Annotated in this window: 22 protein-coding genes; 14 read left to right on the forward strand and 8 right to left on the reverse strand. The window is 63.3% G+C overall.

Going from position 1 to position 23150, the window contains the following annotated elements:
• The first annotated feature begins 1 nt into the window (after window position 1).
• The 4 genes from JQ574_RS28060 to JQ574_RS28075 all read left to right on the forward strand — a co-directional run bounded on the left by JQ574_RS28060 (window position 2) and on the right by JQ574_RS28075 (window position 4799).
• Entirely contained in the window at window positions 2-1510 is a 1509-nt protein-coding gene (locus tag JQ574_RS28060; RefSeq protein ID WP_212205328.1) for a tripartite tricarboxylate transporter permease, read from the forward strand.
• 51 nt (window positions 1511-1561) lie between these two features.
• Window positions 1562-2551 (forward strand): methylmalonyl Co-A mutase-associated GTPase MeaB, encoded by a 990-nt coding sequence (meaB, locus tag JQ574_RS28065; protein WP_212205326.1) that lies wholly within the window; start codon window positions 1562-1564, stop codon window positions 2549-2551.
• Entirely contained in the window at window positions 2548-3201 is a 654-nt protein-coding gene (locus JQ574_RS28070) for a pyroglutamyl-peptidase I (protein ID WP_212205324.1), read from the forward strand. The genes meaB and JQ574_RS28070 overlap by 4 nt, the downstream gene beginning before the upstream one ends.
• Window positions 3202-3428: 227 nt before the next feature.
• On the forward strand, window positions 3429-4799 hold the full coding sequence (locus JQ574_RS28075) for a TIGR03808 family TAT-translocated repetitive protein (RefSeq protein ID WP_212205322.1): 1371 nt from the start codon (window positions 3429-3431) through the stop codon (window positions 4797-4799).
• An 87-nt stretch (window positions 4800-4886) separates the two neighbouring features.
• On the opposite strand, the gene JQ574_RS28080 is transcribed toward JQ574_RS28075, so the two are convergent.
• Window positions 4887-5372, reverse strand: a complete 486-nt coding sequence (locus tag JQ574_RS28080; RefSeq protein ID WP_212205320.1) for a TIGR03809 family protein — start codon at window positions 5370-5372, stop codon at window positions 4887-4889.
• 139 nt (window positions 5373-5511) lie between these two features.
• Between JQ574_RS28080 and JQ574_RS28085 the strand changes: the two genes are divergently transcribed.
• On the forward strand, window positions 5512-5847 hold the full coding sequence (locus JQ574_RS28085; protein ID WP_212205318.1) for a hypothetical protein: 336 nt from the start codon (window positions 5512-5514) through the stop codon (window positions 5845-5847).
• Here the strand turns inward: JQ574_RS28085 and JQ574_RS28090 are convergent.
• The 3 genes from JQ574_RS28090 to JQ574_RS28100 are packed head-to-tail and all read right to left on the reverse strand — an operon-like array spanning window position 5837 to window position 9010.
• On the reverse strand, window positions 5837-7705 hold the full coding sequence (locus tag JQ574_RS28090) for a S8 family serine peptidase (protein WP_249119639.1): 1869 nt from the start codon (window positions 7703-7705) through the stop codon (window positions 5837-5839). The two genes, JQ574_RS28085 and JQ574_RS28090, sit on opposite strands and share 11 nt — an antisense overlap.
• Before the next feature lie 31 nt (window positions 7706-7736).
• Window positions 7737-8444 (reverse strand): hypothetical protein, encoded by a 708-nt coding sequence (locus JQ574_RS28095; protein WP_212205316.1) that lies wholly within the window; start codon window positions 8442-8444, stop codon window positions 7737-7739.
• Entirely contained in the window at window positions 8441-9010 is a 570-nt protein-coding gene (locus JQ574_RS28100; RefSeq protein ID WP_212205314.1) for a sigma-70 family RNA polymerase sigma factor, read from the reverse strand. The genes JQ574_RS28095 and JQ574_RS28100 overlap by 4 nt, the downstream gene beginning before the upstream one ends.
• Before the next feature lie 419 nt (window positions 9011-9429).
• Here JQ574_RS28100 and JQ574_RS28105 point away from each other — a divergent pair, with 419 nt between their 5' ends.
• Together JQ574_RS28105 and JQ574_RS28110 are read left to right on the forward strand one after the other, a co-directional pair.
• Window positions 9430-10572, forward strand: a complete 1143-nt coding sequence (locus JQ574_RS28105) for a GGDEF domain-containing protein (RefSeq protein ID WP_212271957.1) — start codon at window positions 9430-9432, stop codon at window positions 10570-10572.
• Between the two features lie 68 nt (window positions 10573-10640).
• Complete coding sequence (locus JQ574_RS28110; RefSeq protein ID WP_212205312.1) at window positions 10641-11747, forward strand: DUF2336 domain-containing protein; 1107 nt, start codon at window positions 10641-10643, stop codon at window positions 11745-11747.
• A gap of 47 nt (window positions 11748-11794) precedes the next feature.
• Here the strand turns inward: JQ574_RS28110 and JQ574_RS28115 are convergent, their stop codons facing one another.
• Window positions 11795-12433, reverse strand: coding sequence for an NrsF family protein (locus JQ574_RS28115; RefSeq protein ID WP_212205310.1), 639 nt, complete (start codon window positions 12431-12433; stop codon window positions 11795-11797).
• A gap of 2 nt (window positions 12434-12435) precedes the next feature.
• On the reverse strand, window positions 12436-12981 hold the full coding sequence (locus JQ574_RS28120; RefSeq protein ID WP_212205301.1) for a sigma-70 family RNA polymerase sigma factor: 546 nt from the start codon (window positions 12979-12981) through the stop codon (window positions 12436-12438).
• 298 nt (window positions 12982-13279) lie between these two features.
• On the opposite strand from JQ574_RS28120, the gene JQ574_RS28125 reads away from it, so the two are divergent.
• Together JQ574_RS28125 and JQ574_RS28130 are read left to right on the forward strand one after the other, a co-directional pair.
• Window positions 13280-13912, forward strand: coding sequence for a hypothetical protein (locus tag JQ574_RS28125; RefSeq protein ID WP_249119640.1), 633 nt, complete (start codon window positions 13280-13282; stop codon window positions 13910-13912).
• 143 nt (window positions 13913-14055) lie between these two features.
• Window positions 14056-14835, forward strand: coding sequence for an enoyl-CoA hydratase (locus JQ574_RS28130; protein WP_192737398.1), 780 nt, complete (start codon window positions 14056-14058; stop codon window positions 14833-14835).
• Window positions 14836-14984: 149 nt separating this feature from the next.
• Here JQ574_RS28130 and JQ574_RS28135 read toward each other — a convergent pair whose 3' ends face one another.
• A complete protein-coding gene (locus JQ574_RS28135) occupies window positions 14985-16835 on the reverse strand; it encodes an acetyl-CoA hydrolase/transferase C-terminal domain-containing protein (RefSeq protein WP_212205299.1) in 1851 nt (616 codons plus the stop codon).
• Between the two features lie 238 nt (window positions 16836-17073).
• On the opposite strand from JQ574_RS28135, the gene JQ574_RS28140 reads away from it, so the two are divergent.
• The 5 genes from JQ574_RS28140 to JQ574_RS28160 all read left to right on the forward strand — a co-directional run bounded on the left by JQ574_RS28140 (window position 17074) and on the right by JQ574_RS28160 (window position 21482).
• The gene (locus tag JQ574_RS28140; protein ID WP_212205297.1) at window positions 17074-18492 is read left to right on the forward strand and encodes a TolC family outer membrane protein; all 1419 of its coding nucleotides are present in this window, start codon (window positions 17074-17076) and stop codon (window positions 18490-18492) included.
• A gap of 344 nt (window positions 18493-18836) precedes the next feature.
• Window positions 18837-19598, forward strand: a complete 762-nt coding sequence (locus JQ574_RS28145) for an alpha/beta fold hydrolase (RefSeq protein ID WP_212384093.1) — start codon at window positions 18837-18839, stop codon at window positions 19596-19598.
• Between the two features lie 34 nt (window positions 19599-19632).
• The gene (locus JQ574_RS28150) at window positions 19633-20055 is read left to right on the forward strand and encodes a hypothetical protein (RefSeq protein ID WP_212205293.1); all 423 of its coding nucleotides are present in this window, start codon (window positions 19633-19635) and stop codon (window positions 20053-20055) included.
• Entirely contained in the window at window positions 20048-21148 is a 1101-nt protein-coding gene (locus JQ574_RS28155) for a hypothetical protein (protein WP_212205291.1), read from the forward strand. The genes JQ574_RS28150 and JQ574_RS28155 overlap by 8 nt, the downstream gene beginning before the upstream one ends.
• 82 nt (window positions 21149-21230) lie before the next feature.
• The gene (locus JQ574_RS28160; RefSeq protein WP_212205289.1) at window positions 21231-21482 is read left to right on the forward strand and encodes a hypothetical protein; all 252 of its coding nucleotides are present in this window, start codon (window positions 21231-21233) and stop codon (window positions 21480-21482) included.
• On the opposite strand, the gene JQ574_RS28165 is transcribed toward JQ574_RS28160, so the two are convergent.
• Entirely contained in the window at window positions 21477-23075 is a 1599-nt protein-coding gene (locus JQ574_RS28165) for an FAD-binding protein (RefSeq protein ID WP_212384094.1), read from the reverse strand. The genes JQ574_RS28160 and JQ574_RS28165 overlap by 6 nt on opposite strands.
• Between the last annotated feature and the right edge of the window lie 75 nt (window positions 23076-23150).

Consider the following 23150-nt stretch of genomic DNA (forward strand, 5'->3'; position numbering starts at 1 on the left):
CATGCTTAACACCCTGATTGAAGCGTTCGCACTCATTTCCACCTGGGAAGTCATCATCGCGATGCTTGCGGCATCGGTCTATGGCCTTGTCATCGGGTCGCTACCCGGCCTGTCCGCGACGATGGCGACCGCCCTGCTGGTCCCGGTTACGTTCTATTTGTCACCGATCGCCGCGATTGCGACCATCGTGGCGGCGTCCACGATGGCGATCTTCTCCGGCGACATCCCCGGCGCGTTGCTTCGCATTCCGGGTACTCCCGCCTCGGCAGCGTACGCGGACGAAGCCTATGCCATGACCCGCAAGGGAGAAGCCGAACTGGCGCTTGGCGCCGGCGTATGGTTCTCCGCCGTTGGCGGTATCGCGGGCACGCTCTCGCTGATGATCCTCGCGCCGCCGCTTGCCGAGATCGCGCTGTCGTTCTCGACCTTCGAATACTTCTGGCTCGCATTCCTGGGCCTGATGTGCGCGACGCTGGTCGCGCGCTCTTCGCCCGTAAAGGCCATCGCGGGCATGTTCATCGGTCTGCTTGTCGCCTGCATCGGGATCGAAAATCCCGGCGGCGTGCCTCGCTTCACGTTTGGAATGACCAATCTGTTCGGCGGCATCGAGCCGATCCCGGCACTGGTTGGGGTATTTGCCGTGGCGCAAGTCATGCGTGCCATGCTGACGCCGGAACCGCCGCCAATCCCAAAGCGCAAGTTCGGAAGCATCATGGCGGGCCAGTGGAGGCTCACCAAGAAGTATCGCTGGCAGATGACACGCGGGAACATCATCGGCATCATCATCGGGGTGCTGCCGGGCGCCGGTGCCGACATGGCCGCGTGGGTCAGCTACGCGATGTCCAAGCGCTTCTCGAAGGAGCCCGAGAAGTTCGGAACAGGCCACGTTGAGGGCCTGGTCGAAGCCGGCGCCAGCAACAACGCCAGCATCGCGTCGGGTTGGGTGCCGTCGCTGCTGTTCGGCATTCCCGGCGACACCATCGCGGCCATCGCCATCGGCGTGCTCTACATGAAGGGATTGAACCCCGGCCCGACGCTGTTCACCGAGAAGGCGTCGAGCATGTATGCGATTTATCTCATGTTCATCATCGCCAACATCATCATGATTCCGCTGGGGATCGTCATGATCCGTCTGGCGACTTACGTGTTGCGCGCGCCCCGTTCCTCCGTCATGCCCTTCATCATGCTGTGCTGCGCGGTCGGTTCGTTCGCCATCGGCAACAACATGTTCGGCGTCGTGACCGTCGCGGCTTTCGGAATCATTGGTTACGTCATGGAAGCCAACGGTTATCCGGTCGCCGCCATGGTGCTCGGTATCGTGATGGGCACCATGATCGAGCAGAGTTTCGTGACTTCGCTGATCAAGTCCGACGGCAGCGTGTTGCCGTTCTTCGAGCGACCGATTTCCGCGATCCTCGCCGCCTTGGCGATCGGTGCGTTGATTTGGCCGGTGCTGATCTGGGGGTGGCGACGGCTCAAGGCGGCTTCGCCCGCCGCCGCGCCCCGCTGACACTCCACACGATCCCCTCGCCTGCACCGCGCAGCCGTTGTAAACCAAGGCATGAACCGGCCGATTGCTCCCCCCGATATCGACAAGCTCGCCAGGGACCTGCGTTTGGGTCACCGCGCCGCACTGGCGCGCGCGATCACCCTGATCGAGAGCCGCCGCTCCGACCACCAGGCCGCGGCGCGCGACCTGGTGCAGGCGCTGCTGCCCGACACTGGAAAAGCCGTGCGTGTCGGCATCACCGGCTCGCCCGGGGTCGGCAAGTCAACCACCATCGATGCACTCGGCATGTTCCTGATCGAGGGCGGCCACAAGGTCGCGGTGCTGGCGGTCGATCCCTCCTCGGCCCGCACCGGCGGCTCGATCCTCGGCGACAAGACGCGGATGGCGCGATTGTCAGCCTCCGACAACGCCTTCATCCGGCCATCGCCTGCATCAGGCACGCTCGGCGGCGTCGCCGCGAAAACCCGCGAGGCGATGTTGTTGTGCGAGGCGGCCGGCTTCGACGTGGTGCTGGTGGAGACGGTCGGCATCGGCCAGTCCGAGACCGCGGTCTGCGACATGACCGATTTCTTCCTGGCCCTGATGCTGCCCGGCGCCGGCGACGAATTGCAGGGCATCAAGAAGGGCCTGGTCGAACTCGCCGACATGATCGCGGTCAACAAGGCCGATGGCGACAATATCAAGCGCGCCAATCTCGCCGCCGCAGAATATCGCGGCGCGCTGCATATTCTAACGCCCCGTTCGGAGCACTGGCATCCGCCGGTGCTGACCTATTCGGCGCTGACCGGCACCGGCATGGACACGCTGTGGCAGAAGATCCTCGATCACCGCACCGCCATGAATGCCTCGGGTGAATTCGCAGGCCGGCGGCGCGAGCAGCAGGTGAAATGGATGTGGTCGATGCTGGAGCAGCGAATGATGGCGCGGCTGCGCGCCGACCCCGCGATTCGCGCGCGGGTGAAAAAGACCGAGGCCGAGGTCGCCGACGGGCGCATCACGCCGGCGGTCGCGGCCGAACAGATCGCGGAGATGCTGCGGTGAGCGACAGGCTTCGCATTCTCGTCACCGGCTTCGGTCCGTTTCCGGGCGCGCCGTATAATCCGACGCAGGCGCTGGTCGAGCGGCTGTTGCGGCTGCGCCGTCCGGCCTTCGCCGACGTGGAAGTATCGAGTCACATCTTTCCCGTGACCTATAAAGCGGTCGATCTCGAATTGCCGCAAGCGCTCGCAAAACACCGGCCGCAGGCAATACTGATGTTTGGCCTCGCGGGCCGCACCAAGCATGTCAGGATCGAGACCCGCGCGCGCAACGCCGTCACGTTGCTGTGGCCCGATGCGGCGCAAACCCGCGTCCGCAAGGGATCGATCGGGCTCGGCCCGGATGCGATGCGGTTCGGCCCGCATACGCTGCGGCTGCTGCACGCCGCGCAGGCGACCGGCATCGACGCACGGCCGTCGCGCGATGCCGGGAGTTATCTTTGCAACTATCTGAGCTGGCGCGCGATCGAGGCCGCCGCCACCAACGACTATCTCCGCCTGGCGTCGTTCGTGCATATCCCGCCGCTCGCACGCGGCGGCGCATTGCGGCGCAAGGGCAACGCACGCATCACGCTCGATGAACTGGTCGATGCCGGCGAGGCGATGCTGCTGGAGATGGTGGTGCTGGCGCGACAGGCAGTGCTGAATTCGTAGGGCGGGCAAAGCGTAAGCGTGCCTACCATTCGTTTCGCGTAAGAAATGGTGGGCACGGCGCTGGCGCGCCTTTGCCCGCCCTACGGCCTACGACTGATCTACCCAGGATTAACCCTACCCCCAACAATGGCCCTGTTCCGCCCTCGCGTTCATCATGCGCCGGCCCATTTTCGCGCTAGCTTTGGCCTGCGAATGCCATGACCTGCATTGCGCGAGGATATCGAATCATGGACGCAAAACGCCGCCAGTTCATGGGCGTTTCCGCCGCCGGCATTGCCGGCGCGTTGGCGATGTCGCCGGACGCTGCGCGCGCGGCGCCGCCGGCCTCGACGTTCGGGCGCGACGCCACGCAATATGGCGTGCGTCCCGGCAGTCCCGACGATCAAACCAAGGTATTGCAGCGCGCGATCGATGAAGCCGCGCGGGCGCAGGTGCCGCTGTCGCTGCCGCCGGGCGTCTACCGCACCGGCCTGCTCCGTCTGCAAAACGGCTCGCAACTGGTCGGTGTGCGCGGCGCGACCAAACTTGTCTTCAGTGGCGGTGCATCGATGCTGCAGAGCGAGGGCGCCGGCGGCATCGGGCTATCAGGCATCACGTTCGACGGCGGCGCCATTCCGCTGCCGACGCGGCGTGGCCTTGTCCATTGCGCGGGCGGTCGCGATGTCCGCATCACCGACTGCGAAATCACCGCCAGCGGCGGCAACGGCATCTGGCTCGAGCAGGTCTCGGGCGACATCAGCGGCAACATCTTCACCAGGATCGCGACCACGGCGGTGGTGTCGTTTGATGCAAAGGGCCTGATCGTCTCGCGCAACACCATCATCGACACCAACGACAACGGCATCGAAATCCTGCGGACGGCGATCGGCGATGACGGCACGCTGGTCCTGGACAACCGTATCGAGGACATCAAGGCCGGGCCCGGCGGTTCCGGCCAGTATGGCAACGCCATCAACGCCTTCCGCGCCGGCAACGTGATCGTGCGCGGCAACCGCATCCGCAATTGCGACTATTCGGCGGTGCGCGGCAATTCGGCGTCCAACATCCACATCACGGATAACAGCGTCAGCGATGTCCGCGAGGTCGCGCTGTATTCGGAATTCTCGTTCGAAGGTGCTGTGATCGCCAACAACACCGTCGACGGCGCCGCCGTCGGCGTCTCCGTCTGCAATTTCAACGAGGGCGGCCGCATCGCGGTCGTCCAGGGCAACGTCATCCGCAATCTGTTGCCGAAGCGGCCGGTCGGCACCATTCCGGACGATGACGCGGGCATCGGCATTTATGTCGAGGCGGACAGTTCTGTAACCGGCAATGTGATTGAGAACGCCCCCTCCTTCGGGATCATCGCCGGCTGGGGCAAATATCTGCGCGATGTCGCCATCACGGGCAATGTGATCCGCAAGGCCTTTGTCGGGGTCGGCGTGTCTGTCGTGCCGGGCGCCGGCACGGCGCTGGTCAACAACAACATGATTTCGGAAACCCCGCGCGGCGCCGTGGTCGGCCTCGACCACGCCCGCGCCATCACGACCGACCTGTCCGCCGAAGGCGCCCAGCGTTACGCCCAGGTGGTGATCGGGACCAACGCGGTGCGCAGGTAGTCTTTGTTTGACGCGTTTTCTTGACGCGAACCGGTATCCACCCCGGATCAAGTCCGGGGCAGGCTTTCGCTTGAAAACGCTATGTCGCTACAGCGCGTTGCGCAGCAGCGGGTAGCGGTCCCTGATCGCGTCAAGATCCAGCGCCGGGGGTGAGAGATCGTCCAACGCCGGCGCGTCGGGCACCGAGGGCGCTTCGGCGGAATCGGCAAGCACGCTTTCCAGCGCGACCAGGACATCGCCCGGGACATCGCGGGGTGGCAATTCGGCTGCGACTTGCATCGGCCGCGGCGCCGGCGGAAGCCGATCGCGCAGCAATCCGTGATGGCGACGTCCGAGCCAGGACAGATCGACAGCGGTGTTATCGAGCGAGGCCTCGCGCGTCTCCAGTTTGCGCCAGAGTTCGACCGCTTCCTTGGCTTCCCGGATATTTTCGAGAAAGGCGTCTTCGGTATGAAAGCGCCGCCAGCGCCCGGTCTCGAACAGTTCGGTGAGGTAATCCAGCCGCTGCTCCGCAAGATTGCACCAGCGCGCAACGATATCGCGGCCACGTGCCACGTCTGCATGATGTGTCATAAACCTGCCCGTAAGGAGAAGAACGGACGCAGACGCAACAGAGGCGAATCAACTGGACGTGGTGGGGATATTCTGTGGAAAACTTCTTGCTTGTCCAGTACGTGCCATTACGGGACGCCTCCCGGTGCATGAAACCCACATGAATGCAGGGTTACTCGCGCTATCGACCGTCAAGCCGTTCAACGGCATGGCCGCATTGCGTGGACTCGCGGTGATTTCACGGACGGCAACGCGGGTCGATGAGCTCTCGCTCAGAAACGGGGTGTTGAAAAGAAAAGACCCGTCCGGGGGGACAACCGGACGGGTCAAGCCATATGGGCGCTTGGGGTGGATGGGCGCTCGCGCCGAATACAGCCGATGGGGAGGGATAACCGCTCCCACATTCATTAGTCGCAGCAGCTTTGCGGGACGTTCAAAAGGCCGATCGATTTTTTTAACTTTTTATTCGGGCGAGCCGGCCGAAATCACCGCGTAGCGGGGCGATTAACGGTGTTTGCGGCCGATTTCTCGGACGCCATCGACGGCGCCGAGCCGTTCATCGCTCTGCTCACGGAAGCGTTATCGGCGGGAGCCGGCGCCTTCTGAGATCCCGGCGCCTCCGAAACCGCAGCGAGCGGTACCGCAGGCGCGGCCGTCGAGGCGGTGACGGCAGCGAAAGCATCGACCTCGCCCGCCCCGAACATATCGTCACGGCCGGGCGCGCCAAGGTCGCGGGCGGTCTTCGTCAGGATCGCGCGCAGATCGTTCGGCTTCAACGCAGGATTGCGCTCCAGCATCAGGGCGGCAACGCCGCTGACAAAGGCGGCGGAAAACGAGGTACCCGAGGTGATCTGGTATTTATCGTCCGGCGCCGGCAGGAAGATATCCGCGCCGGGCGCTGCGATGGCGATATGGACACCGCGGTTCGATGCCGCAAACAGCTTTGCCTGCGAGTCGGTTCCGCTCACCGCAATGACGTTCGGATTGGCGGCGGGATAGAGCGCCGGCGATTTGGCGCCGGCATTGCCGGCGGCCGCCACCATCAGGATCCCCCTGGAAGCGGTCGCGGCAACACCGCGCTCGATCAAGGGATCCTTCGGTCCTGCAAAACTCATGTTGATGATCTGCGCACCGTGCTCGGCCGCATAGTCCAGCCCCTTGAGGATCACATAGGAAGTGCTCTCAGCACCATTTGCGCCGCTGCCGAACGCACGGATCGCCAATAGCCGCGCCTCCGGCGCGCTTCCCATCAGCTTGCCATGCGCCACGATCGCGCCCGCAATGCCGGTACCGTGGACGTGCGGGCCTTCCTTGCTGCCGAGCGCATCGAAACTGTCGGCAACCGAATTGACGAGTTCGGGATGTTTGACGTCAACGCCTGAATCGATCACCGCAATGGTGACGTTCATGCCGCGGACCAGCTTGTGCGCCTGTGGCAACCGAAGCTGGGCGACCGCGTATTGCGCGGCGTCGCCCTCGCTCATCGAGCGCTTCTGATCCTGCAGCATATAGCGGAAATTGAGCTGCACCGACTTCACGCCGCCGGCGCTGTCAGCGGCGAACTCACGGCGGACGACGTCCACCGGGCGCTGATCGATGATCCGGAACAGGCCGATGGTGCCGCCGATCAGCGGGAATTCCTGCGAGGAGAGCCGCTCGAGGCCGTGACGCCGGGCCAGTTCGTCGGCCTGCGCCGGCGATAGCGCGCTGTCGATCTCGGCCACCAGTTCGTTCGGGATCGCGCGCGTGTCGATCGCGGCCGCCTGCGGCGGCGCGTTGTTGCGCGGACCGTTATTGCCCTTCTTGGCCGAGCCGCCGCTGCCGCCGCCATCGACCGAAAGGACCGGGCGGTCGAAGCATTCGCCGTCAGGGCCGCGATTGGCGTATTGACAGACCGGATAGAGGTTGGGTGAAAAACGCAGCGGAAGCGTCGGATCCACACCGACACGGGAAATCTCGGGACGCCCGTTCGGTGTCCGCCCTACCAACGTCCCACCTCCGCCTCCGCCGTGCGTGGTCGGCGGAACGCGCGCGATGACCCCGGGACCCGGCCGGGTCGTGACGACCGGCCGGTTCACAATGACAGGGCGATTCGTGATAACTGGCCGGTTCGTGATGACAGGACGGCCCGTGATGACCGGATTGACCCGCGCCCCGACGGTTGGGTTGATTCTGGTCGTTGCGGACGGATTGATTGTCGGCACCCGGGAACTGACGTTCAGGCTCGGCGTGCGCATGATGGCTTGCGCGTCGGCGACCGAACCGCCGAACAGCACAAGCGGCAGCGCCATCGCCGACAAAGCCCATGCCGCGCGCTGCGCCCTTATCCGCCAATTCACGCGAGCATCGACCATGGGACCTCGGCTTGGTCAGGCGACCGACGCCTTACGGCGTCGGCACCGCAAGATTGACGATCTTCTCACCTTGCAACTTGTTCATCAGGTTCGTGACTTCATCCTTGCCCAGCGCCCGGTTGCCGAACTGCAGCCGGAACATGCCGCCCTTGGCGCCATCGACGATCGAAGCCTGATAATTGTCCAGGAGCGCGTTGATGTCGGCGATGCGCGCGTCAGGGTTAAACCGCACCAGCGCGCGCGGTGGCACCGCGGCACCAAGTTCGCGGGTAAGGGGCGCCGCCGTCTGATTCAGGCTCAGCGAAGCCGTTTGAAAGGAAGCAGTCTGGTTCTTCATCAGCACCGCGCCGATCACCCCGGCCTGCAACAGCAGCGCAACAGCGCCGAGGCTCGCCGACCAGGCCAGCGTCCGCGGCGAAAGTTTTGTGAAGAATTCCGCGATCCGCGTCGAGAGATTGATCGACACCGACGGCTTGCGCTCGGGCTCGCCGTCGATCGCCGCGAACAGCTTCTGCATGGCGCGCGCGGACGGCGCACCCAGGCTTTCGTTGAGATGAATGGTCTCGGCATATTCTTCCTGGATCACGGCATATTGCCGGGCCAGGTCGGGATCGCCGGCGAGCGCCTCATCGACGCGACGCGCATCGCGCGCGTTCAACGTGCCGGCCGCATGGAATGGCAGCAGCATCTCGATTTCGCCGGGCTCTTGATCCAGCATTTTCTTGCTCATCGCCATCATGGCCAACCTCGCTCAATGCCGGCTGCCTTGAGCAGTTCGGCCAATTTCTTGCGCGCATAAAACAGACGCGTCTTGACGGTGTTTTCCGGAATTCCGACGATTTCGGCCACCTCTTCCACGGACTTCTCGTGGTAGTAGACGAGATCGACGATCTCCCGATGCTCAGGCGAAAGTGATGTCAGGCACTTGCGCAACGCATCACTGGTATCTTTCTTCTGAACCACCACTTCCGGATCATCGGACGTATCCTCGATCGCGTTCGCGGTCTCATCGTCCAGTCCAACATCCTTCCGGCGCCTAAGTGCCGACAGGGCCTTGAACCGCGTAATCGCCAGCAGCCAGGTGGTAACAGCGGATCGGCCTTCGAACTTGCCAGCCTGGCGCCACACATCGAGAAACACCTCACTGATGAGGTCTTCCGCAACCTGTTCGTCCCTGACGAGCCGAAGCCCGAAACGGAACACCCTGACATGGTGCCTTCCGTAAAGCACCTGCATGGCGAGCCGGTCGCCTTGAGCGATCCGAGCGATCAGAATTTCGTCTGAAGCCGCCTGTGCCGCACTCAATTGCCGTCTCGCAAGGTTGGTCGGGGGGAGATGGCGGAGGGTTCGATGGCCGAGGCAAGATTCTTCACATTACGGCAATGACCGGACTGCATGTGTGATCTACCCCACAGAGGATCGCCGGACGGCCGAGATGATGCCGACGAGAACGAACGAAGGCCCGGAATTGGTACCATAATACGGAATTGCTTTCCTAGAGGTTGCACCACCCGTTGCGACCTTACCAAGGCTCGGTCCGCAAGGCAGCATCTGCGTACAAGTTGAGCTGCCACGCAACGGTCGCGGCCACCCGAATCCGCCAAATTTCCGTTGCGAAACAGGACAATGGAGGTGTTTTAACGGACCAGAATCGGTTCCAAAAGATACCAAACCTAAAGGCTTTCCCACTTAGATTTTTGCCGAGTTCCATCAACGGCGAGTCCATGGGCACCGCGGCCTCCTCATTCGTGAATCCGGCCGATCTGGATGGCGTCGGTCCCCAGCCGGCGGCGAAGGCGCTTGCCCGGCGCGCCAAGCAGCGTCGCCAGATCCTGATCATGATCGGGGCCAGCTACATCATCGACGCCGGGGTCTTGCTGCTGTATGCGCAAGCCGGTTCGACGCCCCTCATGATCGCCCCGGCCTATGCCGCTTCCGGCCTGACCCTGGTGATTTTCAGTCTCATCCTTTCGGAATTCGGGTTCAACGAGCGCTTCAAGGATCATTATCTGGTCGCCCCGCAGGCGACCATCTGCATGCTGATTGCCCTGGCGTTCACCTATCTGGCGCCCGAAGTCGGCGGCATGTTCCTCTGCACCCTGTTCATCGTGTTCAGCTTCAGTTCGCTGCGCTCGATCCCTGCGCAGACCATGATGATCTGGACGGCGATGACGATCGGCCTCGCCGGGCTGTTCCTGTTGACCGACAAGCCGATCTCGATGCCGCATGGCAGTCACCTCGAGCGCTTTGCCACCTTGCTGGTGTTCGTCCTGACCATCGGACGCTGCATGTTCTTAGGCATCTTCTCCAGCTCGCTGAAGCAATCGCTGTATCAGAGCGGGCTGAAACTCAAGGAAGCCTACAAACGGATCGAGGAGCTCGCCGAACTCGACGAACTCACGGGATCGTATAACCGCCGCTGCATCATGCGGATGCTGGATGAAGAGATCGCCCGCGCCGGCCGCAATGACGCACCCTGCTCGATCGCATTGATCGATCTCGACTGGTTCAAGCGCATCAACGACGCCTTTGGTCATCCGACCGGCGACGAGGTGCTGCGGACTTTCGCCATCACCATGTTCGCCAACATCCGTGGCATCGACCGCTTTGGCCGCTACGGCGGCGAGGAATTCCTGCTGGTGCTGCCCGGCATGAGCACCGACAATGCCGTGCGTGCACTCGACCGGCTGCGCGGGATCATTGCGGAGCTCGACTGGAGCGCATTCTCGCCCGACATGAACGTGACCATTTCCGGAGGCGTCGCGACGCTGAAGCCGGAGGAAACCCCGGACCTGTTTCTCGCCCGCGCCGACAGCGCGCTTTACGCAGCCAAGGCACAGGGACGCAACCGCATCGCCAGCGCCTGAACCGGCCATTTCAGTTGTTCCGGCGACGGAGAATCCATCGCCGGGCTTTTGCTCCAGGATAGAGTCATATGAGTTCGAAGTCCGCTATCGCCCCCATGAGCCTGCTCGACGAACTGCAGACCACGCTCGCGCACGGGACTGTCGCCCGCCGGGTCGAAACCTTGCGCCGGGTGACCGACCTTTTCATCAACGGCGCAGTGGACTTTTCGGACGAACAGGTCGGGCTGTTCGACGATGTCTTCCAGTGCCTGATCGATCACATCGAGACCTCAGCCAAGACATTGCTGGCCAACCGCCTCGCGCCGGTCGACACCGCGCCGCCGCTGACGATCCGGGCATTGGCGTTCGACGACGTGATCGAGGTTGCCGGACCCGTGCTGTCGCAATCGGCGCGGCTCGACGACGAGACCCTGATCGAGAATGCGCGCAGCAAAAGCCAGGCGCATTTGATGGCGATCTCGATCCGAAAAGTGTTGAGCGGCGCGGTCACCGACGTGCTGGTCCAGCGCGGCAATGATGCGGTGGTCCAGAGCACCGTCAACAATCCGGGCGCCGAATTCACCGAGCGCGGCTTCACGCGGCTGGTCAACCGCGCCGAGGGAGACGACAATCTCGCGACCTGCGTCGGCCTGCGTCCGACGATTCCGCGACATCTGTATTTGAAGCTGCTGGCCAAGGCCTCCGACGCGGTCCGGCAGCGGCTGGAGGCGGCCAACCCGCAAATGGCGGCGCAGGTGCCGACCGCCGTCAAGGAGGCGACGCGGCGCGCGCGCTCCGCACCGTCGGCGATCACCAGAAACACCGAGATTGCCCACGCGCTGGTCAAATCGCTGTACCAGGACGGCCGGCTCGACGAATTCCAGGTGGCGTCATTTGCCGAGGCCGGTAAATTCGACGAAGCCAACGCCTCGATCGCAGCGCTGGCCAACGTGCCGGTGGCGATCGCCGAGAACATGATGATCGAAACCCGCGCCGAAGGCGTGATGATCCTGGCGAAGGTGGCGAGCCTGTCATGGTCCACCGTCCGGGCCATCATCAACATGCGCGACGAGTTGTCGGGTGGGGAACCGACCGACATCGCGGCGTGCAAGGACACCTATGAGCGGCTACGGCCGTCGACCGCCCAGCAGGTGCTGCGCTTCCACCGCATGCAGCAAAACGCGCCCGCGAAGTGAGCCACAAAGTTCGCGTTATCCCGGCGAACGCCGAGACGACAAAAGCATCAGAACCTGAGCAGTTTCGATCCGGCGAGCGCGCCGATCGCCGTGACCAACGCAGTCGAGAGCGTGTACCAGGTCGCGACGAACAGTGGTGAATCATCGGTGCAATGCGACGCGTAGAGGGTCGCAGCCAATCCCGCCGACAACATTCCGGCGATGGCGCCGGCCACAGCAGGCCGCGCCGGCGCGCCGTGACGCAGGCCAATCAGCGCGCCTGCCAGGATCGGCAATGACAGCAGCGGGATCGCCGTCATGCACATCCGCGAATTGTTGCCCATCAGCCGCGTCATCATCGGCAGCCGCTGCGGCATCATCATCTCGCCGCCGATGCCTGCGGTCAGAAGCCCGGCCGGAATCAACAGCAGCCAGCCGAAGCCGCGCAGTGAGGCTTCCGGCCGCGACAGATGCAGGCTGACGGCGATGGCCGCAGCCGCCAATGCCAGCGTCACCGCGAATTTCAGGTCGAAGAACGGATTGCGCATCGCGGTCATCACGTCCGGCCGGATGCCAAGCTCGGTGAAGAACATCAAAAGCGAGACGGGAGCCGCCGCCAGCAGCGCCAGCATCAGCGCAAATCCGACCGGCCGCGCGCGATGCGCGTTGTCGGCCGCCAGGGTTTTGATGAGCTGATCGGTATCCATTCTCATTGTTCCCGTAACTTCGCGGTCAGGCTGGCAAGCCCCCGATGCAGCGCGACCCGCACCGCACCCTCGCTCATCGCCAGTTTGGCCGCGGTATCCTTGATCGACGCACTCTCGACGGCGATCGACTGCAGGACGTCGCGCTGGCGCGCCGGCAGCGACGCCAACTGGGCGGCGACCTCGCCTGCCGACGCCGTCTCAACCGGGGCCTCGCCCGGGAGCACCTCAGCGAAATCTTCGATGTTGACGAACACCCGCCGCCCCCGGCGCCGCAGCGCGTCGATCAGCTTGTTGCGGGCGATCGCAAACAGCCATGGGGCAAACGGGGCGCTGACGTCCCAGGTGTGCCGCTTCAAATGCACCGCCAGCAAAATGTCCTGCACGATATCCTCGGACTGATCGACCGGTTGCCCTGCACGCGCGAGCCCGCGGCGCGCCGCGGCCCGGAGCACCGGCGTGACGGCCTTGAGCAGGCGATGATACGCCGTACTGTCGCCTGAAATGGCCGACCGCATCAGGCCGGTCCATTCGTCCTCACGTTCGCGCACGCGCGCTCCCACCTTGCAATTCGGTCGCTTTTTCAATTTGTTACGTCGAGGCGTCGAGATCACGAAGTCGTGATCGACATGCCCCAGCGTATTTCTTCGCACATCGAATCGGGCAGCCGGTTCCTTGCCGGCTGGCTCATACCATCGATCGGCCCGGCTCGCACTCGCGCCGGCTGCCGCAACGCGGCTGCCCTGCTTTTGCCGTTCTTGCCCGAAGATTCCCTTTTTTTGCCCCGCTGTGGACACGGGGCGGGGTCTCATTTCGCCTTGGGGGCGGGGCAAATGGGGAGATTGCCACATGATCGTCAAAGCCAGCGGGCGCTCGGCCTTGATTGTTGCAACAGGACTCTTCGTATATTTCGCGGGGCCGACGCCGATAACGGCCACCAATACGGCCCTCGCGGCTACGACGTCGAAATCGGATAGCGCGACGTCTGGAAAGTCCGTCCGGCCGAGCACCCGCCACTGGAAACGTTACACGCGTCGGTCGGGCAAGATCGCGTCGAAACCTGCCGAGACCAGGAAGGACGTCGGCGACGCCTCGACCAACAGCGCGCTCACGATCCCGGCGTCGGTCGCCAACGCCAATGCGCAACTGGCTTCCGCCGATTTCCCCGCCGGCAGCGCCCAGGCGATGACGGCAAAGGCCCACATCCTGCTGGCGTCAGCCGACAAGCCGGGGGAAGCGCAGTCCACCACCGACGCCGTGGTCTCATCCGATCAGCTCAATGATGTCGATCGCGCCCTGCAGCAGAACCCGGCCACGCAGACCGTCGCGATGGCCGCTGCCAAGCCCACCCCCGCGGCGCCGGTTCTGGCTTCCAGCCATGACAGTTCGACCTGGGATCAGACCTCGTTGATCGGGAAAATCTTCATCGCCTTTGGCGCATTGCTGACGATGGCCTCGGCGGCGCGCATGTTCATGGCGTGAGGTATTCGGCACCGGACGCGGCGAAATGCGTCCGGGCCGCCTCTTCAGCCCACTTGAAGCCCAGCCTACTTGAAGCCCAGCCTACTTGAAGCCTTGGCCGCCAGCGGGCACATTGCCCGCCAAATCAGGCACCGGGGTGAACCATGGCTACATTCGAACACATCATTGTCGAAAGCAAAGGCGCGGTTGGCATTATCACGCTGAACCGCCCGAAAATGCTCAACGCGCTGTCGTTCGGCGTGTTCCGCGAGATCGCCGCCGCCGTCGACGACCTCGAAGCCGACGACGCGATTGGATGCATACTGGTGACCGGCAGCGAAAAGGCCTTTGCGGCAGGCGCCGACATCAAGGAAATGCAGCCAAAAACCTTCATCGACATGTTCTCCAGCGATTTCGCCGCCATCGGTGGCGACCGCATCGCCACCTGCCGCAAGCCGACGATCGCGGCTGTCAGCGGCTATGCACTCGGCGGCGGCTGCGAACTTGCGATGATGTGCGATATCATCATTGCCTCCGACACCGCCAAATTCGGCCAGCCGGAAATCACGCTCGGCACCATCCCCGGCATCGGCGGGACCCAACGGCTGACGCGCGCGATCGGCAAGTCCAAGGCGATGGATCTCTGTCTTACGGGACGGATGATGGACGCCGCGGAAGCCGAGCGTTCGGGCCTGGTCAGCCGCGTCGTGCCGGCTTCCAGCCTGATGGACGAAGCGCTGGCAGCGGCGGAAAAAATCGCCTCGATGTCGCGCCCGGCCGCCGCGATGGCCAAGGAAGCCATCAACCGGGCGTTCGAGACGCCGCTGTCGGAAGGCATGAACGTCGAGCGCAATCTGTTCCACTCGACCTTTGCGCTGGAAGACCGCTCCGAAGGCATGGCCGCGTTCATCGAGAAGCGCAAGCCGGTGAACAAGAACCGATAGGAGCGCGAGGTCTCTCCTATGTCGTCCCGGCCTTGAGCCGGGACCCATAGCCACTGTCGTGTGTTTTGCGAAGGCTGGAGCTACAGCCAGGCACAATAATCAGCATCGGTGGTTATGGGTCCCGGCTCAAGGCCGGGACGACGTAGAGATTATTCGTGGCTCCTTGCCAGCGCCGCATTCACCAGCGCGCGATAGGCCCGCTCGACAAATGTCGTCGGGCGGTCGAGGCCTAGTCGAGCCAGGCATTCGAGACGCGCGGTGTCGGGCGGCTGCGTCATTCCCTGCCAGAGCAGCCCGGGTAACCGCAGCGGCGTGCGCTGCGCTTCCCGCAACAATTGCAAGGCCGGGATCAGCCGCTGTTCGGTCTCCGTAAAATCGCTGCCGAACGGGAACGACGGCAGCAGGCCCGCCTCGCGCGCGGGCTTCAACGCTGCCGCGATTGCTTCCGGAAAATTCCGGCGATGCGCGGGCGGAATTTCAAAATCCTTCGGCAGCTTGCCGGCATCCTTGGCGACCTTTGCGAGTTCGGCCTGGAAGCGGGAGTCGGTCACGGCAAGCATCGCAGCGATGGTTTCGGCATCGGATTTTCCTCTGACGTCGGCGACGCCATATTCGGTGACGAAAACATCGCGCAGATGCCGCGGAATGGTCTGATGGCCGTAGTTCCAGAGGATGTTGGATTGCGCCTTAGCACCGGCCTGCCGGGTCGATTCCAGAGCCAGGACGGATCGCGCGCCCTGCAATGCGAACGCCTGCGCCACGAAATTGTACTGCCCCCCAACACCGCTCACGACCTGACCGTTTTCGAGGCCGTCGGAAATCGCAGCGCCCATCAGGGTTGCCATCATCGCATTGTTGACGAAACGGGCATCGATGCGCGCGCGGCGTTTGATTTCCTCGTCGCCATAAAGCTGGTTGGTGAACGACACCGGCATCATCTGGATGCGCGCGATCTGTTCCGCCGGCATTTCGCGCAGCGTGCGATAAAACGCTTTCGGCCCGAGGAAAAACGCGCCGTGCAGCGTCACGCCATCGACTTCGCGCTTGAGTACGCCGGCGTCGATCAGGCCGAGAAACGCCTCGAGCAGCATTTCACTGACGCCGTACAGCCCCTTGTCGAACGGTCCGGCCTGCGGCACCGCTTGGTCCGGCGCGAGCCGCTTCATGACCGCGTGGAATTGCGCGTTGTCGCGGTGACGAACGATCAGGCCCTGCGCCAGCGCGTCGCCGACCTGCCCGATGCCGATCTGTAGCGTGCCGCCATCGGGCACGAGACCCGCGGCATGCAGGCCGATGGCGTATTTGGTGTCGCTGATCGGCTCGGCCGGCGGCGCGAACAGCGGGAAGTCCGTCTCGGGGCTGTCGAGCACCGCGCTGAATTCGTCGCCCGCGAGATCGCCGGCGCCGGGCATGAATGGCAGTTCGGAATTGACCTGGCCCACCAGCCTGAACGACGCCCGGCCCTCGGCGCGGTCGCGCAAAATGTCGAGCGTGGTGTCGGTGTTACAGCTCAGGCTGTAGCGCGCGACGCCACCCTCCACGCGCTTCGCCACCAATTGGGTGACGACATTGAGCCCGCGCGCCAGCAGATAGGACGCGGCATGCGTGTAGTTTGCAGAAATGTAATGCTGCTGCGGATACGGTACATGCAGCCACTTTCCGGCGAGGAAGAAAAATTCAATTACCTGGATGTTGGGCGGCAGCGCGCCGGCATGCAGCGCGGCGGCGTAGGTCAAATCGGGATAGCCGCCGAACAGCCGGTCGATGACAGGACCGATGAAGCGCTTTTCAAGCAGGCTGCCCGGCCTCGGCTTTTCCAGTGTCAACGCGGAAAACAAGGTCAGGCTGATCGAGCGGTCGGCGACGGCACGCGCATAGAGCGCATTGATGATGTGGTTGGCCTTGCCGAGCCCGAGCGGCAATCCGACCACGAGGTTGGTTCCGACATCGCGGATGATATCTTCCGCGATCGCTTCGGGGTCGGAAAACAGTTTCGGCATCAAAATGCGGATCCGGCGTCATGAAACGCCGACAGCCCTGGAATAGGACGCCGGCTGCTCCGAGCTATAACGCATTTGTTACCGAACTTCGTCTGTGACGAACCTGCAACAGCCGAGCGCCGAATTCCTGTGATGATGTCGCGCGACCGTTTGCCAGTGGCGGCACCGCCCCCTAAACAGGTAGATGTGACGAGGCCGTCGGCGGGGGCGGATGGGCCTCGGGTAGTTGCGGGATCAAATGGTTGGGCGTGCCGCTAGAGTTGGCCACGTTGCAAGGCGCGTGCTTCGATCGGGCATTTGCCTTGGCGTCGTGATTTGCGTGGCGTTTGCCGCGGCAGGCGCCCAAGCCGAAAACCTCCCGGATGCGCTGGCCAAGGCCTATCAGACCAATCCGCAGCTCAACGCCGAACGCGCGCGCCAGCGGGCCACCGACGAAGGCGTGCCGCAGGCGCTGGCGGGATACCGGCCGCAGATCGTCGCCAGCCTCACCGCCGGCCTGCAGGCGGTCCGCAATCTCCTGCCCGACAACACCGTGCAGTCGGCGAGCTTGAAACCCTGGACCATCGGGGTGACGGTGACTCAGACCCTGTTCAACGGCTTCAAGACCGCCAACAGCGTCCGCGTCGCAGAACTGCAGGTATCGTCCGGCCGCGAGGCCCTGCGCAATGTCGGCCAGGGTGTGCTGCTCGATGCCGTCACCGTCTACACCAACGTACTGGCCAATCAGTCGCTGGTGTCAGCGCAACGATCCAACGTCGCGTTCCTGCGGGAAACGCTGGGCATCACCCAGAAGCGCCTCAATGCCGGTGACGTGACGCCGACCGACACAGCCCAGGCTGAAGCCCGCCTCAACCGTGGCCTCGCCGACCTCAACGCCGCCGAGGTTGCCTTGGCCATCAGCCAGGCCACCTATACCCAGGTGATTGGCAACGCGCCGACGCAGCTGAGCCTCGCCGAAACCGTCGACCGCTATCTGCCGCGCAGCCGCGATGACGCCACCGGTCTCGCCTTCCAACAGCATCCGGCGGTCATGGCGGCCGCCTTTGACGTCGACGTCGCCTCGACCAGCATTCGCGTCGCCGAAAGCAGCCTGATGCCAACGATCACGCTGCAAGGCAGCGTCAGCCGCAGCAAACAGTCGGATCCCACGCTGGGGACCTTCGGCACCGACCAGGCTTCCGTGGCCGGCCAGCTCAACCAACCGATCTACGATGGCGGCATGGCGGCCTCGCAGACCCGGCAGGCCAAGGAAATCGCAGCCCAAAGCCGGCTGGTGCTCGACCAGGTCCGCAACCAGGCGCGCACCGCGGCGGTCGGCGCCTGGGTTGCCAATGAAGGCGCCAAGGTCGCGGTGTCCGCTTCCGAATCCGAAGTGCGGGCTGCAACGGTCGCCTTGCAGGGCGTGCAGCGTGAGGCCGCGGGCGGCCAGCGCACCACCGTCGACGTGCTGAACTCGCAGCAGGATCTGATTTTGGCGAAGGCCCGCTTGATCGGCGCACAACGCGACCGCGTGATCGCCTCCTATACCCTGCTCAGCGCCATCGGCCGGCTTGACGTCAAGACGCTGGGGCTCAACACACCGGATTATCTGCCGGAAGTGCATTACCATCAGGTGCGCGACGCCTGGCACGGCCTGCGCACGCCGTCGGGACAGTAATCGCAACTTTGTCGCCGGTGTTAACTGCCCGCTGTTCATGTCCGCGATTTTTCATCGCCGGGAATCCGCACTAGCTTAAAATTCGATCTGATTTGACTGCACCCGATTTTGATCGATCCATTTCTGCGAGGCCTCGTGATCTCAAATATCCTGCGCTGGTCGGGCAAGACTTTGCTAGCCCTCCTGATTTTGATCGTGCTCGCGATAACGGCATTCCGGATGGCAGCATCGATCCGCGAGACCCACACCCGCGCCGAACTGGCGCCGCCATCGGGCCGTCTGGTGCCGACCAGCACCGGTGGCGTGTTCGTGCAGGAAAAGGGCCCGGCGGATGGAATTCCGTCGTGCTGTTTCACGGCACGGCGGCGTGGAGCGAGCTCTGGCGCCACACGACCGGCGTGCTCGCCGCCGCCGGCTTTCGCGTCATCGCCCTCGACCTGCCGCCGTTTGGATTTTCGGATCGTCCGGGCAGCTACACAAGGAAGGATCAGGCTGCACGCATCAACGATGTTCTCGTCCATCTGAAAGCCAAGCCTGCGATTATCGTCGGCCATTCCTTTGGCGCCGGTGCAGCGACCGAACTGGTGATGCGCTATCCGGACCGGGCGCGGGGACTGGTGCTGGTGGACGCGGCGCTGGGATTGACGGCAGCGCCGTCAGACGCGCCATGGATCGTCCAGCCGAAATGGATCCGCGAAATACTGGTATCGCTGACCATCACCAATCCGGTGGCGACGAAGACGCTGCTCGAATCCCTGATCGAGAAAAAGGAACGCGCGCTCCCCGAATTCGTCACGATCCTGCAACGGCCGACGACGCAGCGCGACAGCACCCCCGACATCGCCGACTGGCTATATTACTTCCTCGGCGCCGACCGCAATGCCGTGAGTGCCGACCGCACCGCATATGCACGGGTGAAACTCCCCGTCGCCATCCTGTGGGGCGACAAGGACAACACGACGCCGGTTGAGCAGGCGCTTGATCTGCGAACGCTGTTGCCGCCGGATACCACCCTCACCCTGCTGCCGGGCCTTGGCCATATTCCGCAAATCGAGGACCCCGCTTTGTTCAACGACGCCCTGCTCAAGGCGCTCGGAAAGCTCTAGACTTGAGGACAGATTCGGGCACGCCGGAGGGATCATGGATATCATCAGATTGTGCGCCTGGGGCTACGCCGCCCTGCTCGGCTTCGTGATCCTGACCGGATACATCCCTGCCTTCATCGATCAGAACGACATGATCTTCGGCCTGTTCCGCCGCACCTGGTATGCCGACGGGCTGCATCTGGTTTCCGCGCTGTGGGCGCTCGCGGCAGCGCTGACCTCTCGCCGCGCCTCGGAACTGTTCTTCCAATTGTTCGGCGCGTTCTACTTTGCCGACGGCTTGCTCGGCCTCTTCACCGGCTCGGGCTATCTCGACTTCGGCATCCTGATCAACGGCGTGCTCAACCTTCCGCTGGCGACGCGCTTTTTCGCCAATGCGCCGCATCTCACCCTCGGCGGCGTTGCGATCCTGATCGGCTATCTGCTGGCGCCGCGGACGCGAGCGGCCGTTCATGCTTAAATGGCTGCGGCGCATTGCTGTCGTCATCGCGATCCTGATCGCGGTGTCGGGGCTTGGGCCGCTGGCCTATATCGAGGGCACCTGCCGCCCCTCTTCGTCGACGTCGGCGTCACCTGCGCCGTCGGTGCCGCTGCCTGCGATCAACGAGCCGCGCTACCAGCGCAAGCAGAACAACACGTTCTTCACCTTTCCCGAATGGTACATCGTCTATTCGTTCGAGGATTTCGGCCGCTTCCTCGACCGCTCCAGCGAAAGCCATTTCAATTATCTCGGACACATTTTCGGATTCTGGCGCAGCTTCTGCACCATCAATCAAGCGGTGCCGCCGACCGGTGAATCGCTCACCGAAGTCAAGACCATGATCTATGTCATCGGCGTCAGCTACTCGATCGAATACGCGATCAAGGGATTTTACGAGAACACCATCGGCCGTGTGTTCGAATGGATTCGGGGCGAGGAACGGACCCCGCAAGACCTGTACGCGCGCAAGGTACTGCAGGACTACGCGGCGTTTCTTTACACCGTCCCCTGGTTCAAATTTCCGTTCCGCGAGAAGCTCGATGGCTTGATGGCGATCTCGGCGCGGACCGATAGCCCGCTGCGAACATGGGAGCGCAGCTTCGCGCTCGGCACCGAATACTACCTCAAGGTTGGTTACGCCGCGCTGATCCAGAAGGCGCTCGATGCCGGTGGCGACGACGAGCCGCGCGACATCATGTTCGCGGTCGCAACGTTGCCGCCGGCGGTGCTGGCGAAGGAGCCGCGTATCAAACCGATCCGCGCGCTGACGCCGCAATGGCAGCTGGTGCAGACGCCGCGCTACAAGGATTTCACCGAAATCCTGCAGAGCCTCCTGGATCAGGGTTTTGGGCTCGCCGAGATCGCCGGCAACCATGAAATCCTGATTACCGTGATCGCGCCCGACGCCGCCAAGCTTGACGTCAAAGGGACCACGGAACTGTTTTCACTGGAGCTTGACGGCAAACCCGGCTTTCGCAGGGCCGGCCTGAAGGCTAGGATCGACCGTCTCGTCGATATCAACCGCGACCTCAAGGCCAGGGGCGTGAGCATCGAGCATTTCTATGATTACTGAAACGCCACATCATCGCACGTTGCGGCCATTACGCCGGATCGCGGGCGCTTGCGCACTCGTGGTATGCGGTTGGCTTGTGATTGTGGTCGCTCTCACCTTCGGATCGGCGCCGGGCAAGTCCATGGCCATCATCGGCCCGCCGGCGCAGGCGCTGGCCATCATCGCCAAGGCCAACGGCCGCGTGCTGGCGGCGAGCGACTATGTCACCTTCGCGCGCTCCGACGATGCCGGCTTCGTCGCCCGCCTCTATGCCGCGGGCGCGCTATTGGTGCTGGATGCGGAGCAAGCCGGCGGCTGCAGCGGCCTGCCGCCCAGGCGCGTCGCGCAATTATGACGCATACTTCTGATAGAACGTATTCGTAAACAGCTCCGTCGGATCGTATTTCTTCTTCGCAGCGAAGAAGTCGTTGATCTCCGGATAGGACCGCTGCAACTGATCCTTCGAATAATAGAGCTGGTAGGGCAGGAAAAACCGGCCCTTGTGCGTGATCGTGAGATCGATCAGCTCTTCGGTCGCCTTCTTCATCCGCTTGTTGCCTTCATCATCCGTGGTCTGGTTGATGTAGAGCACCAGCGAGAATGCCGGCTCCGGAGAATAGGTCAGGAAGTTGTCTTCCTGATGCACGATGCGCACCGAGGCATTCAGCAAATTGGTCTTGTTGTCGGTCAGCACCTTGCGCATGCCGTCGACAAACGAGACGAACTGGCTGCGCGGGATGAAATATTCATGCAGGATGTCGGTGTCGTTGGGCAGCGCATTGCGCAAATACGGCACCGAGTCATGCATCGGGTCGTTGCGGTTGACGAGACAGGCTTCCGCCGAGCCGATCGCCTGCGCCCGCGTCACCGTGCAGGTTTCCATCCGGTGCTCGATGTGCTTCTCGGACAGCCACTTCATTTCCTGGAACAGCGGGCCCTGCTTGGACAGGTTGATCGTCAGCCGCCGCAGTTTGGTGCCCGAGACCTCGCCCAGCGGTTCGCGCTTGAAATCTGATCCGTCGACCTTGGTGTAGGTATAGAGCAGCAATTCCTGCAGGAAGCTGCTCGGCGCGGTCGAGAGGTGGCCGTACATCAGGCCGATATTGGCATCCTTCTCGATCTCCCTGGCGAACAGCCCCGGAAACTCCTTGTAGTCCATGATGCGGCGTCCGGTCTGGTAAACCAGATTGTCGGCGATATCGAGTTCGGCCTCGACGATCACGCCGAACAGGCCATAGCCCCCGACCACGAGGTTGAACAACTCCTTGTTATCGGTTTCCGACACCGTACGCAGCGACCCGTCCGCCAGCATCACGCGCATCGACTTGATCGATTTGCGGAGCGCACCGGCCTGATGGTCCATGCCGTGGGCATTGACCGAGATCGAACCGCCGACGCTGAAAATATCGGTCGACTGCATCGCGCGCACCGCAAAGCGCGGGTGCAGCAGGTTCTGGATGTCGTGCCAGGTCGCGCCCGGCTGCACGGTGATCGATCGCCGGTTCTCGTTGAGCACGATCTTGTTGAAGCCGCGCATGTCCAGCACGATGCCGCCCTTGCGGAACGCCTGCCCGCCCATGCTGTGGCGCACGCCGGCGGTCGTGACCGAGAGCTTGTTGTCGCGCGCGAACGTCAATGTCTTGGCGATGTCGTCGACGCTGCGCACCTCAACCACGCCGTAGATTTCGGTCTTGTTGAGACAGCTGGCATCATTGATGCTGCCGCCGAGCTGCGACCATTTTACGTCTTTCAGCGGTGCGATCGCCTTGATCCGCTCCAGATCGATCTTGGCCTGATCGCCACCCCCCACCGCCGGCCCGCAATCCTTTTCGCCGCTGGGATCGGCGGCAAGAGCCTGCAGTTTGCGGTAGCCGTAAACCCCAAACAGCACCACGACCACCGCGGCGACGGACGCCCCGGTTTTGAACTTCTGTGAAAATTTTCGCATGAATTGATTCCAGGTGATGTCCGATAGTCCCGGCAGGTGGATAATTAGTCAAATGGCCGAGCTTATGGTTCGATA

Origin of the sequence: Bradyrhizobium sp. AUGA SZCCT0158, from assembly GCF_018130065.1 — a bacterium.
In the GTDB taxonomy this organism is placed as follows: domain Bacteria; phylum Pseudomonadota; class Alphaproteobacteria; order Rhizobiales; family Xanthobacteraceae; genus Bradyrhizobium.

What these genes read in the sequence shown, in the direction of transcription:
- JQ574_RS28060 (WP_212205328.1), top strand. Translation starts at nt 2, where the DNA reads ATGCTTAACACCCTGATTGAAGCGTTCGCACTCATTTCCACCTGGGAA.
- meaB (WP_212205326.1), top strand. Translation starts at nt 1,562, where the DNA reads ATGAACCGGCCGATTGCTCCCCCCGATATCGACAAGCTCGCCAGGGAC.
- JQ574_RS28075 (WP_212205322.1), top strand. Translation starts at nt 3,429, where the DNA reads ATGGACGCAAAACGCCGCCAGTTCATGGGCGTTTCCGCCGCCGGCATT.
- JQ574_RS28080 (WP_212205320.1), bottom strand. Translation starts at nt 5,372, where the DNA reads ATGACACATCATGCAGACGTGGCACGTGGCCGCGATATCGTTGCGCGC.
- JQ574_RS28085 (WP_212205318.1), top strand. Translation starts at nt 5,512, where the DNA reads ATGAATGCAGGGTTACTCGCGCTATCGACCGTCAAGCCGTTCAACGGC.
- JQ574_RS28090 (WP_249119639.1), bottom strand. Translation starts at nt 7,705, where the DNA reads ATGGTCGATGCTCGCGTGAATTGGCGGATAAGGGCGCAGCGCGCGGCA.
- JQ574_RS28095 (WP_212205316.1), bottom strand. Translation starts at nt 8,444, where the DNA reads ATGATGGCGATGAGCAAGAAAATGCTGGATCAAGAGCCCGGCGAAATC.
- JQ574_RS28105 (WP_212271957.1), top strand. Translation starts at nt 9,430, where the DNA reads ATGGGCACCGCGGCCTCCTCATTCGTGAATCCGGCCGATCTGGATGGC.
- JQ574_RS28110 (WP_212205312.1), top strand. Translation starts at nt 10,641, where the DNA reads ATGAGTTCGAAGTCCGCTATCGCCCCCATGAGCCTGCTCGACGAACTG.
- JQ574_RS28115 (WP_212205310.1), bottom strand. Translation starts at nt 12,433, where the DNA reads ATGGATACCGATCAGCTCATCAAAACCCTGGCGGCCGACAACGCGCAT.
- JQ574_RS28125 (WP_249119640.1), top strand. Translation starts at nt 13,280, where the DNA reads ATGATCGTCAAAGCCAGCGGGCGCTCGGCCTTGATTGTTGCAACAGGA.
- JQ574_RS28130 (WP_192737398.1), top strand. Translation starts at nt 14,056, where the DNA reads ATGGCTACATTCGAACACATCATTGTCGAAAGCAAAGGCGCGGTTGGC.
- JQ574_RS28135 (WP_212205299.1), bottom strand. Translation starts at nt 16,835, where the DNA reads ATGCCGAAACTGTTTTCCGACCCCGAAGCGATCGCGGAAGATATCATC.
- JQ574_RS28140 (WP_212205297.1), top strand. Translation starts at nt 17,074, where the DNA reads ATGGTTGGGCGTGCCGCTAGAGTTGGCCACGTTGCAAGGCGCGTGCTT.
- JQ574_RS28150 (WP_212205293.1), top strand. Translation starts at nt 19,633, where the DNA reads ATGGATATCATCAGATTGTGCGCCTGGGGCTACGCCGCCCTGCTCGGC.
- JQ574_RS28155 (WP_212205291.1), top strand. Translation starts at nt 20,048, where the DNA reads ATGCTTAAATGGCTGCGGCGCATTGCTGTCGTCATCGCGATCCTGATC.
- JQ574_RS28165 (WP_212384094.1), bottom strand. Translation starts at nt 23,075, where the DNA reads ATGCGAAAATTTTCACAGAAGTTCAAAACCGGGGCGTCCGTCGCCGCG.